This window comes from Clostridium lundense DSM 17049, assembly GCF_000619945.1.
Lineage (GTDB): Bacteria > Bacillota > Clostridia > Clostridiales > Clostridiaceae > Clostridium_AO > Clostridium_AO lundense.
Map to the genome: position 1 here is coordinate 389,262 of NZ_JHVC01000001.1, position 15,055 is coordinate 404,316.

Below are 15,055 nucleotides of genomic sequence, written 5' to 3' on the forward strand. Positions count from 1 at the left end.
TTGGAGGGGAAATTCATGAAAAATGATCCTATTCGTGCAACAGTATTAAGTGTAAAAATGATACCTAATGTAGATCCTGATATGGTGGAAGCTTTTAAATTGCAGCCTCATCAAAGAAGTTTGGGACTTATATCAACAGATATTGATGATGTCTCCTATACTGCATTAGATGAAGCTACGAAAAAGGCAGATATAGAAGTAGTGTATGCTAGATCAATGTATGGTGGTTCAGCTAATGCCAATACAAAACTAGCAGGTGAGTTTATTGGAATTATTGCAGGACCTAATCCAGCAGAAGTAAGAAGTGGATTAAATGCTGCTATTGATTTTATAGAAAATGATGCTTGTTTCTATAGTGCAAATGATGAGAATAATATTACTTACTATGCTCATTGTATATCAAGAACAGGTTCCTATTTATCAAAAGTAGCTAATATAGAAGAAGGGGAGGCAATAGCTTATGTAATAGCACCTCCATTAGAAGCAATGTATTCATTAGATGCTGCTCTTAAAGCAGCAGACGTTAAATTAGCTGCATTTTATGGACCACCATCTGAGACAAACTTTGGTGGAGGACTTTTAACAGGAAGTCAATCAGCATGTAAAGCAGCTTGTGATGCTTTTGCGGCAGCAGTACAATATGTAGCTGATAATCCAGATAAGTATTAATTAAACCATGGAAAGACTAGCTTTAGGGATTATTGAAACTTTAGGATACATTGCTGCTGTAGAGGCCTTGGATATAAGTTTAAAATCAGCTAACGTAAAATTAGTAAATCGTAATTTTGTTACAGGTGGATTAATAAATATAACTATTTCTGGAGATGTAGGTGCAGTAAAAGCAGCTATAGATTCTGTTACAGGGTCTATGCAAAATACTTCTAATTTAATAAGTACACATGTAATACCACGACCAATTGATAGTGTATGGAATATGATAGAGAAGTCTAGTGAAAATAGCAAAAGTGCGACAAAAAATTTCAAAGCTGAAACAGAGATAGAGAAAGAAAAAATTAGTAATAATGACAGTAAGGATAGTACTAATAATAGTAATGAAGAGAAAAATAAAGAAAATGATTTAACTAAGGAAGAAAAAAACTTAGATAAAGAAGAAAGTTTAGATAAGGAAGAAATAAATGAATTAACTGATGAGGATGAAAAAAAAAATTAAAAATAACAAAAAGTAACTTAGAAGTAATGACCGTCTGTGAATTAAGAAGACTTGCAAGAAAACTAAAAATTACTACCTTAACTAAAAAACAGATAAGAGATGGTAGAAAAGATGAAATAATTAAAGCTATTCTTCAGTTTTATGAAAGGGAGTAGGATAAATGGAGCTTATCTATGATGATTTAAAATCAATACAAGAGGTAAGATGTTTAATAAAAAAGGCAAAAGAAGCTCAAAAAATTTATTGTGAGTTAGGTCAAGAAAAAATAGATCATATAGTAAAGAAAGTTGCAGAAGCAGGAGAAAAGAATGCTGAGAAATTGGCTAAACTAGCTGTTGAAGAAACAGGATTTGGCAATTATGAGGATAAGATCATCAAAAATAAATTTGCTAGCAGAGTTGTATATGAAAGTATAAAAGATTTAAAAACCATAGGCATTATAAAAGAAGACATGGAAAAGAAGGTTATAGAAATAGGAACTCCAGTAGGAGTAATAGCAGGACTTATACCTTCTACCAATCCAACATCTACTGCTATTTATAAATCATTAATAGCATTAAAGGCGGGAAATGCAATAATATTTAGTCCACATCCTAATGCTAAAAATTCCATAATAGAGGCTGTAAAAATATTAAGTGAAGCAGCTATTAATGCAGGTGCACCAGAAGGAATAATAGGATGTATGACAATACCTACCATGGAAGGTACAGATGAACTTATGAAAAATAATGATGTATCACTTATCCTTGCTACAGGTGGAAGTGCTATGGTAAAAGCAGCTTATAGTTCAGGAACACCTGCTATAGGTGTGGGACCTGGCAATGGACCAGCTTTCATAGAAAAGTCTGCTGATATAACTATGGCTGTTAAAAGAATAGTTGATAGTAAAACTTTTGATAATGGAGTTATATGTGCTTCTGAACAATCTATAGTTGTTGAAAAGTGCATAAAAGAAAATGTTATAAATGAATTAATAGGACAAGGCTGTTATTTCTTAAATGAAGAAGAAACAGAAAAGGTATCAAAATTTATATTAAGAGCAAATGGAACTATGAATCCTCAAATAGTTGGAAAAACAGCTAAAGATATAGCAAATATGGCTGGAATAACAATACCTAATGGAACAAAAATATTGATATCAGAACAAGAAAAGGTTGGCAAAAACTATCCTTTTTCAAGAGAAAAATTAGCCCCAATATTAGCATTTTATACTGAAGAGGATTGGGAGAAAGCTTGTGAAAAATGTATAAAGCTTTTAAACAATGAAGGAATAGGACATACTCTTATAATTCATTCAAATAATGAAGATGTTATAAGGGAGTTCGCTTTAAAAAAGCCTGTTTCTAGGATATTAGTTAATACTCCTGGAGCATTAGGTGGAATAGGAGGTACTACCAATTTAATTCCTGCTTTAACACTAGGATGCGGTGCTGTAGGAGGTAGTGCTACTTCTGATAATGTTAATCCATTAAATCTTATGAATATTAGAAGACTTGCTTATGGAATAAGAGAACTAGAAGATTTAAAACCAAAGAAAGAAAATAGCTTAGAAATTAATGATGAATTGATTTATTCAATAACAAAATTAGTAATAGAAAAATTAAATTGTTAATAGAAAAAATTAAATTTTATATTTATAGAGGAGGAATTTATTATGGCTAATACAAATGCATTAGGAATGATTGAAACTAAAGGTTTGGTAGGATCAATTGAGGCAGCAGATGCGATGGTAAAGGCTGCAAATGTTACTTTAATAGGAAAGGTTCATGTAGGTGGAGGACTTGTAACTGTAATGGTTAGAGGTGACGTTGGAGCAGTAAAAGCTGCAACAGATGCAGGCGCAGCAGCTGCTGAAAGAGTGGGAGATTTAGTTTCAGTTCATGTAATCCCAAGACCACATAGTGAAGTTGAACTTATTCTACCTAAATTAGAAGGTTAATGTGTTAAATCCCGGATCTCTTAATAGATCCGGGAACATACATTCATAAAAGGATGTGATGGTGTGAGTGTTCTAACAGAATACAGTTTAAGGTCAGAATTAAGAAACAAAAAGTTAGATGAATATATAGTTAGTAAGGATACTTTAATTACTCCTTCTGCTAGACAGTATTTAAAAGAAAAAAATATTAAGATTGTTATAAAGGAAGAACAGGAGAAGGAAAAAAAGAATATTTCAAATGATATTAACAATGAAGATAAAGAAAAATATATGATTCCTAAATATGTTTTTATGAATTCTGGAGGATATTTTGAGAAAAAGCCAGAGCATATGACTCAACTTTTAGGGAACAAACTTGTATATAAAACCCATCCTAGAATTGTTTTAAGAGGCAAATTGGATAGTTTAGAATCTAAGATATTAGAAGTTCAAATACTTGCAAGTAAAGAAAAAAATGAAAAAATTATTAAAGATTTAGATGAAATTATGCAGTTTGTAAGAAATATCTTAAAAAGTGAAGTCTTAGATGAAAAAATAAATGATTTAATTTTATTGGGAATGAATGAGTCAGAAATGAGAGAGATGTCTCACTATCCTAAAAAATATTTTAATGTAGATCATATATTGCCTAATTACAAAATGGGGGAACTAGTAATAGCTTTAAATTCTCTTAGAAGCTATTCTAGAGAAGTTGAAATTGCAGCTTTACATGCATTTAAAAATGAAGAAGGAGAAATTAGTAGAAACGATATAATTCAATGCTTAAATAGGTTAAGTAGTTGTTTCTATATAATGATGTGTAAATATGTTGCAGGTCAGTATAAATAAGAGGTGTATAAAATGACAATAAATACATTAGAACCTATTGTAGAAGAAGTTGTTAAAAGAATAAGAGAAAGAAATATGATTGAAGTAGAAGCATCAGGAAGACATGTTCATCTAAGTGAGAAGGATCTATATGCATTATTTGGAGATAATTACGAATTACAGATAAATAAGAAACTTTCACAACCAGGACAATTTCAAGCCAAAGAAAAGGTTATGCTCGTTGGTAAAAAAGGTGTAATAAAAGATGTATCCATCCTAGGACCAGTGAGAAGTGAAACTCAAGTGGAGATTTCAAAAACAGATGCTCTAGTACTTGGGGTTAATCCTCCGGTAAGAGACTCTGGAGATATTATGGGAAGTGAAAATGTTATTATTTTATCTAAAAATGGATTTATCCAGGTAAAAGAGGGAGTAATTATAGCTAAAAGGCATATTCATATGACAAAGCAAGATGCTGAATATTTTAAAGTAAAAGACAAAGAAATAGTAAAAGTTAAAGTTTATGGAGAAAGACCTCTTATATTTGATGATGTATTGATAAGAGTAAGTAATAATTACAACTTAAATATGCATATTGATTATGATGAAGCAAATGCATGTGGATACTTTAAGGGAGTGAAAGCTGAAATTATAAAGTGAGAGGTAATATACAATGGTGGATTTTGATAGAATAAATAATTTTATTAAGGTATTGGAAAAAACAAATGGGAATTATGAAAGGGTAAGTCAAGGTGAGGAACTTTTAGTAGGAGTGGACCTTGGAACTGCATATATAGTAGTTGTAGTTTTAGATAAAGAAAAAAGGCCTGTAGCTTGCGAAATGGAGTTTGCTCAAGTGATAAAAGATGGTTTAGTAGTAGATTATTCTGGAGCAAGGTCTATAGTTAAAAGACTAAAGGACAGAATCGAAGAAAAACTAGGGGTAGAACTTATAAAGGCAGCTATAGCAGTTCCACCGGGCACAGGAGGAAGAGATTGTGATACACATAGATATGTAGTTGAGGGTGCTGGTTTTGAAGTAACTAACATATTAGATGAACCTACTGCAGCTAATGCTGTTTTAGGTATAGAAAATGGAGTAGTTGTTGATGTGGGAGGAGGTACCACAGGAATAGCTATATTTAAAGATAATGAAGTAGTTTATACTTCAGATGAACCTACAGGAGGAACTCATCTATCTTTGGTTATTTCAGGAAACTACAAAGTAAGCTTTGAAGAAGCTGAAAAAATAAAAAAATCTCAAGAACATTCTAAAGAGATATTTAATGTAGTGCTTCCTGTTATACAAAAGATAGCTTATATTATTAAAAGTAATATAAAGAATTATGATATTGATGCAATATATCTAGTTGGAGGTACTTGTTGCTTAGAAGGAATAGAAAATGTTATACAAAAGGAAACAGGAATAAAAACTTTTAAACCTATCAATCCATTTTTAGTAACGCCTTTAGGAATTGCTATGAATTGTATTATATAAAGGATGTGACTTTATGGAATTAGAAGAGCTAATTAAAATTATTACAGGTGAAGTAATAAAAAAAATTAAAGACGATACAACAAAGGATACAAGAAAAAAGGTTTTAATATTAGAGCCATCAAATAGTGATGATTTTTCTAAAACAGTAGAAAATTTTAATGAAGAACTGTATGAATTTTTCTCATTAGACTTATGTGATAAAAACATAGAAGGTTATGATTTTGTATTAGTACCAAAGCTAGATAATAGAGAACTAGTTAATATATCCTTAGGAGTCCCTTGCGGAGTAAAAGAAAAAGTAATTATTGATTCTATATTAAAAGGTGAAAAAGTTTATATACTTGAAGAAGGAATAGAATATAGAAAATATAATAAAACTTCAAACAAGGTATTCTTTAATATGTATGAAGATTATGAAAATAAGCTTGTAAGTTTTGGATTAAGTATAGTAAATAGTTTTAATAGTATATTCCAAAATGAATATGAAAATATTGAAGAAAAAAACCAGGAAATAAATAGAGAGAAAGAAGAAATTGTTGAGTGTAATAAATCATGTACAGTAGAAGTGGATAAAAAATTATTAACAGAAAGAGATATTGATAAGTTATATAAGTCTGGAATAAAAGAAATTATTATAAAAAGTAAAACAGTGTTAACTCCATTGGCAAAGGATTATATAAGAATAAAAAACATAGTTATCAAGTGATTCTTAGCTTAACATGGAGTTTTTTAAAAATAATACAATACTCAAGGACTCTAAATTAATATAGAAGGAAGGATTGATAAAATGATTATTGGAAAAGTATTAGGGAATGTGTGGGCAACACGTAAGGATGAAAATTTAAATGGCTTAAAGTTTTTGGTGATAAAACCAATAGACTATTATTCAAATGGTGAATTTCCTACATTTGTAGCAGTTGACAGTATAGGAGCAGGCATAGGGGAAACTGTTTTGATAGTTCAGGGTAGTTCTGCTAGGGTTTCAGTAGGAAATAACAATGTGCCTGTAGATGCTACAATAGTTGGAATTATAGATACAGTAGAAGTTGAAAAAACTTTGGAATAATATGATTAAAACAATTGGACTGATAGAATTTAGAAGTATAGCTAAAGGTATAGAAGCTACAGATTGTATGGTAAAAGCATCACAGGTAGAAATTATCTTTTCTAAAACTGTATGCCCAGGAAAGTATATAATACTTATATGTGGTGATGTAGGTTCGGTAAGAGAAGCTATGGAAAAAGGACTTAACATTTCACAAAATAATGTAATAGATAAATTAATCCTTCCTTCAATTCATAATGGATTAATAGATGCAATAAAAGGCAAAAGTACTCTTATAAATTTCAATTCAATTGGTATCATGGAATTTTCTAATATAGCTTCAGGAATTATTGCAGCAGATACTTCATGCAAAAGTGGAAATGTGGATTTGTTAAAATTAAGCCTTGGAATGGGGATAGGAGGCAAATCTTATTTTATAATTTCCGGGGATGTAAGTTCAGTAAAATCATCTTTAGATGCGGCTGCGGAAAAAATAGATAAGAAAAGAATAATAGATAAGGTTGTAATACCATCACCTGACAGGGAGTTAATAAAAAATTTGGTTTAAACTTGTTAACCTAGAGGGGGGTTATATAATGAGTAGTATTAATCAAGTAATAGTTTATATAATGGTTATTTTTATGACTTTAGGTGCTATTGATAAATGTATAGGAAATAAATTTGGATTAGGGGAAAAATTTGATGAAGGATTCATGGCAATGGGATCATTAGCTATTGCCATGGTAGGAGTTGTATCTTTAGCTCCAGTTTTAGCTAAAGTTTTAAAACCTGTTGTAGTTCCACTATATACTGCATTAGGTGCTGATCCATCTATGTTTGCTACTACGCTTCTTGCATGTGATATGGGAGGATATCCATTAGCAATAGAACTTGCACAAACTAAAGATGCTGGATTATTTGCAGGACTAATACTAGGATCAATGATGGGCCCTACAATTGTATTCACTATTCCTGTTGCTTTAGGAATAATTAAAGAAGAAGATAGAAAATTCTTAGCTTCCGGTGTTTTAGCAGGTATTATAACTATACCTATTGGATGTTTAGTTGGTGGTTTAGTTGCAGGATTTAGCTTATCAATGATACTTAAAAATTTAGTTCCTATAATAATATTTGCTGTTTTAATAGCAATAGGATTATGGAGAATACCTGAAAAGATGATAAAGGGATTTAATACTTTTGGAAAAATAGTAGTAATAATTATTACAATTGGACTTGCTGCAATAATTATTGAAACTTTAACAGGTATTGTAGTTATAAAAGGTATGGCACCTATAACAGAAGGTATTCAGATAATAGGATCTATAGCTATAATGCTTGCGGGAGCATTCCCTATGGTATATTTTATAACAAAAGTATTTAAAAAACCTTTAATGAAACTTGGTGGTTTACTAGGAATGGGAGATGTTGCTGCAGCTGGTATGGTAGCTACACTTGCAAATAATATACCTATGTTTGGAATGATGAAAGATATGGACGATAGAGGCAAAGTAATAAATGTTGCATTTGCTGTTAGTGCAGCCTTTGTATTTGGTGATCATTTAGGATTTACAGCAGGAGTAAACAAAGAAATGATATTCCCTATGATAGTTGGAAAGCTTATTGGAGGAATTACAGCAGTTATATTAGCATGCTTTATTGCTCCAGCAAGTACTATAAAGAAATCATCTGCTGCTACAAAAGCTAATGGTTCAAAAGGAATGTAAGGGGGAATTGTTAAATGGAATGTGATGAAAAGCTTATAGCGGAAATAGTAAGAAAAATATTGACAGAAAAAATTAAAGATAATGAATTTGAAAAAGATGTGGATAAAAGTGGGATTTTAAGTGTAAAGCTACCTACTGTAAAATGTGAAAACTTTGATACTGGAAAAGAAGGGGATAAAGTTTATCTAAAGGATGTAGTTAGCTTAGAAGAAAGTCCAAGACTTGGCTGCGGAGTAATGGAAATGGATAAAACTTGTTTTGATTGGACCTTAAACTATGACGAAGTAGATTATATTATTAAAGGAAAACTCCAAATAATTATCGATGGTAGAACAGTTACTGGAGAAGAGGGAGATATGATTTTTATTCCTAAGGGATCTTCAATTAAATTTAGTGTACCTGATTATGCAAGATTTTTATATGTGACCTATCCAGCTAATTGGGCAGAACAAAAGGAATAATAGATAGGGAGGTGTTTCAAAAGAGTTGCTTTTGAAACACCTCCTTAGTTAAAATTTAATAAGAAATTTATCTTCTACAGAATAGTTTAAGAAATTATCTTTATTTTGTGACCTAAATCTGTGTGGAGATACCCCTACAAACTTTAAAAATACTTTACTAAAATAGGCAGCATCTACATATCCAACTCTCAAAGATATATAATTTATGTTATCCTCTGTATTCATAAGTAGAAATATAGCTGCATTTATTCTTACTTTTGATAAATAATCAATAAAATTCATTCCTACTTTAGATTTAAAATATCTACTAAAATATTGAGGATTTAAGTGTACATAAGAGGCTACGGTTTCTAAATTTATATCTTCACTATAATTAGATTTGATATATTTCAGTGCTTTATCTATTATGCTATCTTCGTTATTTACTACAGGTAATTTTTGCATATAATCACTATTATTATTTATAGATAGAATTAATTTTTTTAAGGATTCTATTATATCGGAAGGTTTTGCAGGTTTTAAAAGATAATCAAAAGCATGAAGCTTAACTCCCAATTGTGCATATTTGAAGTCATCATAAGCGGTTAATATAATAGTTTTTACATTAGGTAAAAATTCACAAATATTTTTTTGCGCTTCCAAACCATCTATAACAGGCATTTTTATATCCATAAGTATAATATCAGGTCTCATTTTTTTAGCTAAGTGTATAGCCATTTCTCCATCATAAGCTTCCCCTATAATTGATAAATTATTAAAATTTTTCTTTATAATTAATTTTAAAGCTTCACGTTCAAGAACCTCATCTTCAGCAATCATCAATTTATACATAATGATACCTCCTAAATTACACCTGATTAATATCATTTGTAATTTTTTATATGACAGTGCAAAAGCTATTTCATTAGGGAAAAAATTTTTATTAAAGATGATTTAAGAGATGTAAGGAATTTTTATAGTAACTTTAGTTCCGTTATTAACTTTACTTTTAATATATAAACTACTATTGTCTCCGAAGTAATATTTCAATCTATTTCTTACATTTTGTATTCCTAGTTCAAGGGAAGAAGAATCATTTTCTTGGAAATTTATAATATGAAGCTTATCAGTATCCATTCCAACACCATTATCTATTATTTCTAATACAACATAATTTTCGGGAATTAGATTTCCCAAAATGGTAATTTTACCACCATGTTTTTTACATTCTAATCCATGTATTATGGAATTTTCTATTATAGGCTGTAGTGTCATTACAGGAATTTTATAGTGAAGAATTTTATCATCTATATTTATTTCATATCTAATTCTATTACCATATCTTTCATGTTGGATAAAGAGATATTTTTCAACATTATTTATTTCAGTTTCAATTGATACCATATTTTCTGAATTTTTAATACTATATCTTAATATATCTGATAAGGAATAAATAAGTTCTTCAGTTTTGGGCGCATTTTCAAGTAGTGCCATTCTAGCAATTGTATTAAGTGTGTTAAATAGAAAATGGGGATTGATTTGAGATTGCAAAGCCTTAATCTTAGTATCTTTTAATAATTTTTCTAGATAGGCTTTTTCTTTTGTTTGTTCTAGTAATTTAAAATATGTTATATTTGAAACTCCAATTTTAGCTATAAAATTGGAGAAAAGATAGAGAAAATCAGCAGCCTCAGTTATGTCTTTATATTTCCACACCTTAACTTCTTTTAAAGCCTCTTCAAGTTGCTCTTTTGGAACCTTAATTTCATTAGAGAGCTTTTCTAAGTTCATGTAGCTTTTGTTATAGAATTCTTTTACAATAATCTGTCCACAAAGCATACAACCTATGTAATTATTATCAACTATTATAGGGGCAGCTAAATCTGTTAATCCAGAATGACAAAAATAAATAATAGGTTTACCTGTTTTCATGGCATTAGTACCACCAGATGCATCACATTTTTCACATCTTTTTCTTCCAAGCTCAGTACTTCTAACTAAATTGCAAAACTTTGAAAATTTGCTGGAATTAGCTACGGGAATACCGTTTTTGTTTACAGTAATAGTAGACAGCCCAACTATATTTGCAAACTTATCCTGAATATCCTGTAAAGATTTTATATCTATTATTTCATTAAAATGATAACTTCCAGGTAATGTCATTAGATCACCTCAAAGATCGTTATATTAATTAGACTATTCTATAATTACTAAAAAAATTCATGAAAGTAGTTAAAATAATACCATAAATAGTAAAAAAATTACATGTGAAATAAGTCAATAAAGTTGTTTAATAGGTCAAAATAATGTAAAAAAATTACAAAAATGCATTATATAATTAAGGTATAAAAAAATGGAGGTGTGTTTATGGGACAAGAAGCATTAGGAATGATAGAAACTAAAGGTTTAGTGGCTGCTATAGAAGCAGCAGATGCAATGGTGAAGGCAGCAAATGTTGCTTTATTAGGATATGAGAAAATTGGCTCAGGATTAGTAACTGTAATGGTTAGAGGAGATGTAGGAGCAGTTAAGGCTGCAACAGATGCAGGGGCAGCTTCGGCAAAAAGAGTAGGTGAAGTAGTTTCTATTCATGTAATACCAAGGCCACATACAGATGTAGAAAAAATAATACCTCAATTAGATGAGAAATAATTTAAAGGAGCCGGTATACCATGGATAATGAAATTATTCAAAGGGTTTTAGAAGAAGTAAAAAAGAAATTGAATGATAAAGAAATGAATTTTGATGTGGAGAAAGAGATTCAGCAAACTATAGGTCAGTTAAATGGTGAAAGTGAAAATGAAGTAAAAAAGGAGGTAAAGTGTATGGAAAATATATCAGGAATAACAGAATTTATTGGATACGGATTGGGAGATACTGTAGGACTAGTTATTGCTAATGTGGACAGTGCTCTTCATGAAAAAATGGGATTAGATAAAAAGTATAGATCTATTGGTATAGTTGGGGGAAGAACAGGAGCAGGTCCTCAAATAATGGCTGGTGATGAAGCAGTAAAAGCCACTAATACGGAAGTAGTGGCAATTGAATTAGCCAGAGATACAAAAGGTGGAGCAGGACATGGTTCATTAGTTATATTTGCAGCAGAAGATGTGTCAGATGCTAGAAGAGCTGTAGAAGTAACTTTAAAGGAATTAAATAGAACTTTTGGAGACGTTTATGGATGCGACGTTGGACACCTTGAATTACAGTATACTGCAAGAGCTAGTTATGCTTTAAACAAAGGATTTGGAGCACCTATAGGAAAAGCTTTTGGTATTATAGTTGGAGCTCCAGCAGCCATAGGAGTTGTAATGGCAGATACGGCTTTAAAGACTGCAAATGTAGAAGTGGTATCCTATGCAAGCCCTAATGTAGGAACTGCACATTCTAATGAAGTTATATTAACTATAACTGGTGACTCGGGAGCTGTTAGACAGTCTGTTATGTCAGCAAGAGAAAAAGGAATGAAAATATTAAAAGCTATGGGGCAAAATCCAACATCTACAACTCAACCATATATTTAAATTTAGAAGGTGGTGGGAATAATGAAAAAGTCTAAAAGGTTTGAAATATTGGAGAACAGAGAAGTTAATAAGGATGGTTTTGTAAAGGATTGGCCAGAGGTAGGTTTAATAGCTGTAGATAGCCCTAATGATCCAAAACCTAGTGTAAAAGTAGAAAATGGCGTAATAGTAGAAATGGATGGTAAAAAGAGAGAAAATTTTGATTTTATAGATTTATTCATTGCAGACTATGCTATAAATATTGAAAATACAGAAAAAGCAATGTCTATGACATCCTTAGAAATTGCAAGAATGCTTGTAGATATAAATGTTCATAGAGAGGAATTAGTTAAAATTACAACAGCACTTACACCTGCAAAAATTGTTCAAGTAGTAAATGAACTTAATGTAGTAGAAATGATGATGGCTATGCAGAAGATGAGAGCAAGAAGAACTCCATCTAATCAATGTCATGTAACAAATGTAAAGGACAATCCTATTCAAATTGCAGCAGATGCAGCAGAAGCTGGTATAAGAGGCTTTGACGAAATGGAAACCACTGTAGGTATAGTAAGGTATGCTCCTTTTAATGCATTAGCAATTTTAATTGGAGCTCAAACAGGAAGAGGAGGAGTTCTAACTCAGTGTGCTTTGGAAGAAGCTACAGAATTAAGACTAGGAATGCTTGGATACACATGTTATGCAGAAACAATTTCAGTGTATGGTACTGAAAACGTATTTGTAGATGGAGATGATACACCTTGGTCTAAAGCATTTTTAGCTTCTGCCTATGCTTCAAGAGGATTAAAAATGAGATTTACTTCAGGAACTGGTTCTGAGGTTCAAATGGGATATGCAGAGGGTAAGTCTATGCTATATCTGGAAGCAAGATGTATCATGATAGCTAAAGGAGCAGGAGTACAGGGACTTCAAAATGGTTCTATAAGTTGTATAGGTGTTCCTGGTGCAGTAGCTGGAGGAATAAGAGCGGTTCTCGCAGAAAATTTAATAACTACTATGTTAGATTTAGAGGTAGCTTCAGGAAATGACCAGACTTTTACACATTCACAAATTAGAAAAACTGCTAGAACAATGATGCAGTTTTTACCAGGAACTGATTTTATATTCTCTGGATATAGTGCAGTACCAAACTATGACAATATGTTTGCTGGTTCAAACTTTGATGCTGAAGATTTTGATGATTATTTAATTCTTCAAAGAGATTTAAAGGTTGAGGGTGGTTTAAAACCAATCACAGAAGAAGAAGCTATTAAAATAAGAAATAAGGCAGCTAGGGCACTACAAGCAGTATTTAAAGAATTAGCACTTCCACCAATTACTGATGAAGAAGTGGAAGCAGCTACTTATGCTCATGGAAGTAAAGACATGCCTAATAGAAATGTAGTAGAGGATTTAAAGGCAGCTCAGGAACTATTAAAGAGAGGAATAACTGGTCTTGATATAGTTAAAGCCTTATATAAAGGTGGATTTGAAGATGTAGCTAATAATGTATTAAATATGCTTAAACAAAGGGTTGCAGGAGACTACTTACACACCTCTTCAATTTTTGACAAGGATTTCAATGTTATAACAGCAGTTAACAATCCTAATGATTATATGGGACCAGGAACTGGTTACAGGGTAGATGGTCAGAGATGGGAAGAAATAAAGAATATTAATCAGGCACTTGATCCAGAAAAGATTTAAGAGGGGAGTGGTAATATGTTAAATACAATATCCAATGAGGATTTAATAGAAATAATAACCAAGGAAGTCCTAAAGCAAATGGAGAAGGATAAAGTTCAAGTCCCAACAGAAAATGTGAAAAAAGAAGTAAGCAAAGTTAATAAAAGAAAAATGAATATTGTAGAAAAAGGTACAGCAGCACAAGGAAAAAGATTAGATGAAGTAGTAGTAGCTATAGGACCTGCCTTTGGAAAAAATCAAAGTAAAAATATAATGGGAACACCTCATGAGGATATATTGAAAGAAGTTATGGCAGGTATAGAAGAAGAAGGAGTATCTCCTAGAATAATTAGAGTAATAAGAACTTCAGATGTATCCTTTATGGCTCATGATGCAGCAGTATTAAGTGGCTCTGGTATTGGAATAGGAATTCAATCAAAAGGAACTACTGTAATTCATCAAAAGGATTTGGAACTATTAAATAACCTAGAACTTTTCCCACAGGCACCGCTAATTGATAGGGAAACCTATAGGGCTATTGGTAAAAATGCTGCAAAGTATGCAAAGGGTGAATCACCTGATCCTGTACCAGTAAGGAATGATCAGATGGCAAGACCAACTTATCAAGCTATTGCAGCAGTACTTCATATAAAAGAGACTAAAGAGGTAGTACCTCATGGAAAGCCTATAGAAGTAGAATTAGTATTTGAATAGGGGTGAAATTATGGATAATACTCTAATAGAACAAATTGTGAATGAAGTATTGAAGTCATTAGATACTGGTGTAAAATGCAAGGAAGAGATTAATGAAGTGAAAAAAGAAGGGGAAAAGCTTACAGTAAAAGATTATCCTCTGTTAAAGAATAGAAAAGAATTACTTAATACTAGAACTGGTAAAAATATTACATCTATTACTATGGATAAAGTAATAGATGGTGAAGTAAAACCAGATGATATAAAGATAACAGCTCCAGTACTATTATACCAAGCTCAAATAGCTGAATCTGTTGGAAGATATCAGTTTGGTAGAAATTTAAGAAGAGCTGGAGAACTCACATTAGTGCCAGATAATAGAGTCCTTGAAATATATAATGCATTGAGACCATATAGATCAACTAAAGAAGAACTTTTAAATATAGCTTTGGAGTTAGAGGAAAAGTATGGAGCAAAATTAAATGCTTATTTGGTTAGACAGGCAGCTGAAGTTTATGAAAAGAGGGGAAGATTAAAAGAATAAACTTT

Annotated in this window: 20 protein-coding genes; 18 read left to right on the top strand and 2 right to left on the bottom strand. The window is 31.3% G+C overall.

Annotation, left to right across the window (positions count from 1 at the left end; all coding sequences use genetic code 11):
* Positions 1–15: 15 nt before the first annotated feature.
* The 13 genes from eutL (at position 16) to T514_RS0101840 (ending at position 8,645) form a co-directional block, all read left to right on the top strand.
* Positions 16–669 (top strand): ethanolamine utilization microcompartment protein EutL, encoded by a 654-nt coding sequence (eutL, locus tag T514_RS0101785; protein WP_027623200.1) that lies wholly within the window; start codon positions 16–18, stop codon positions 667–669.
* Positions 670–676: 7 nt separating this feature from the next.
* Positions 677–1,171 (top strand): BMC domain-containing protein, encoded by a 495-nt coding sequence (locus T514_RS0101790; RefSeq protein WP_027623201.1) that lies wholly within the window; start codon positions 677–679, stop codon positions 1,169–1,171.
* 26 nt (positions 1,172–1,197) lie between these two features.
* Positions 1,198–1,326 carry a hypothetical protein gene (locus T514_RS27495; protein ID WP_278246504.1) on the top strand — a complete coding sequence of 43 codons (129 nt, stop codon included), beginning with the start codon at positions 1,198–1,200 and terminating at the stop codon, positions 1,324–1,326.
* A gap of 5 nt (positions 1,327–1,331) precedes the next feature.
* Positions 1,332–2,783, top strand: coding sequence for an acetaldehyde dehydrogenase (acetylating) (locus T514_RS23685; protein WP_051541705.1), 1,452 nt, complete (start codon positions 1,332–1,334; stop codon positions 2,781–2,783).
* Between the two features lie 42 nt (positions 2,784–2,825).
* Positions 2,826–3,110, top strand: coding sequence for a BMC domain-containing protein (locus T514_RS0101800; protein WP_027623202.1), 285 nt, complete (start codon positions 2,826–2,828; stop codon positions 3,108–3,110).
* Positions 3,111–3,173: 63 nt separating this feature from the next.
* Positions 3,174–3,938, top strand: coding sequence for a hypothetical protein (locus T514_RS0101805; RefSeq protein WP_027623203.1), 765 nt, complete (start codon positions 3,174–3,176; stop codon positions 3,936–3,938).
* Positions 3,939–3,950: 12 nt separating this feature from the next.
* Complete coding sequence (locus tag T514_RS0101810; RefSeq protein ID WP_027623204.1) at positions 3,951–4,577, top strand: phosphate propanoyltransferase; 627 nt, start codon at positions 3,951–3,953, stop codon at positions 4,575–4,577.
* A 13-nt stretch (positions 4,578–4,590) separates the two neighbouring features.
* Positions 4,591–5,415: an ethanolamine utilization protein EutJ gene (gene eutJ / locus T514_RS0101815; protein ID WP_027623205.1), complete on the top strand. Its 825-nt coding sequence runs from the start codon at positions 4,591–4,593 to the stop codon at positions 5,413–5,415.
* 13 nt (positions 5,416–5,428) lie between these two features.
* The gene (locus T514_RS0101820; protein ID WP_027623206.1) at positions 5,429–6,121 is read left to right on the top strand and encodes a hypothetical protein; all 693 of its coding nucleotides are present in this window, start codon (positions 5,429–5,431) and stop codon (positions 6,119–6,121) included.
* Between the two features lie 81 nt (positions 6,122–6,202).
* On the top strand, positions 6,203–6,481 hold the full coding sequence (locus T514_RS0101825; protein ID WP_027623207.1) for a EutN/CcmL family microcompartment protein: 279 nt from the start codon (positions 6,203–6,205) through the stop codon (positions 6,479–6,481).
* A 1-nt stretch (position 6,482) separates the two neighbouring features.
* The gene (locus T514_RS0101830; protein ID WP_027623208.1) at positions 6,483–7,028 is read left to right on the top strand and encodes a BMC domain-containing protein; all 546 of its coding nucleotides are present in this window, start codon (positions 6,483–6,485) and stop codon (positions 7,026–7,028) included.
* Between the two features lie 28 nt (positions 7,029–7,056).
* Positions 7,057–8,184: an ethanolamine utilization protein EutH gene (gene eutH, locus T514_RS23690; RefSeq protein ID WP_051541707.1), complete on the top strand. Its 1,128-nt coding sequence runs from the start codon at positions 7,057–7,059 to the stop codon at positions 8,182–8,184.
* A 14-nt stretch (positions 8,185–8,198) separates the two neighbouring features.
* A complete protein-coding gene (locus T514_RS0101840) occupies positions 8,199–8,645 on the top strand; it encodes a cupin domain-containing protein (RefSeq protein WP_027623209.1) in 447 nt (148 codons plus the stop codon).
* Between the two features lie 48 nt (positions 8,646–8,693).
* Here T514_RS0101840 and T514_RS23695 read toward each other — a convergent pair whose 3' ends face one another.
* Positions 8,694–9,476: a response regulator transcription factor gene (locus T514_RS23695; RefSeq protein ID WP_051541709.1), complete on the bottom strand. Its 783-nt coding sequence runs from the start codon at positions 9,474–9,476 to the stop codon at positions 8,694–8,696.
* A gap of 102 nt (positions 9,477–9,578) precedes the next feature.
* Positions 9,579–10,787: a sensor histidine kinase gene (locus T514_RS0101850; RefSeq protein ID WP_027623210.1), complete on the bottom strand. Its 1,209-nt coding sequence runs from the start codon at positions 10,785–10,787 to the stop codon at positions 9,579–9,581.
* A 204-nt stretch (positions 10,788–10,991) separates the two neighbouring features.
* Between T514_RS0101850 and eutM the strand changes: the two genes are divergently transcribed.
* The 5 genes from eutM to T514_RS0101875 are packed head-to-tail and all read left to right on the top strand — an operon-like array spanning position 10,992 to position 15,050.
* Entirely contained in the window at positions 10,992–11,276 is a 285-nt protein-coding gene (eutM, locus tag T514_RS0101855; protein WP_027623211.1) for an ethanolamine utilization microcompartment protein EutM, read from the top strand.
* A 20-nt stretch (positions 11,277–11,296) separates the two neighbouring features.
* A complete protein-coding gene (gene pduB / locus T514_RS0101860; protein ID WP_027623212.1) occupies positions 11,297–12,148 on the top strand; it encodes a propanediol utilization microcompartment protein PduB in 852 nt (283 codons plus the stop codon).
* Positions 12,149–12,169: 21 nt separating this feature from the next.
* Positions 12,170–13,834 carry a propanediol/glycerol family dehydratase large subunit gene (locus T514_RS0101865; RefSeq protein ID WP_027623213.1) on the top strand — a complete coding sequence of 555 codons (1,665 nt, stop codon included), beginning with the start codon at positions 12,170–12,172 and terminating at the stop codon, positions 13,832–13,834.
* A 15-nt stretch (positions 13,835–13,849) separates the two neighbouring features.
* Positions 13,850–14,527, top strand: a complete 678-nt coding sequence (locus T514_RS0101870; RefSeq protein WP_027623214.1) for a propanediol/glycerol family dehydratase medium subunit — start codon at positions 13,850–13,852, stop codon at positions 14,525–14,527.
* 10 nt (positions 14,528–14,537) lie between these two features.
* The gene (locus T514_RS0101875) at positions 14,538–15,050 is read left to right on the top strand and encodes a diol dehydratase small subunit (RefSeq protein ID WP_027623215.1); all 513 of its coding nucleotides are present in this window, start codon (positions 14,538–14,540) and stop codon (positions 15,048–15,050) included.
* Positions 15,051–15,055: the final 5 nt, after the last annotated feature.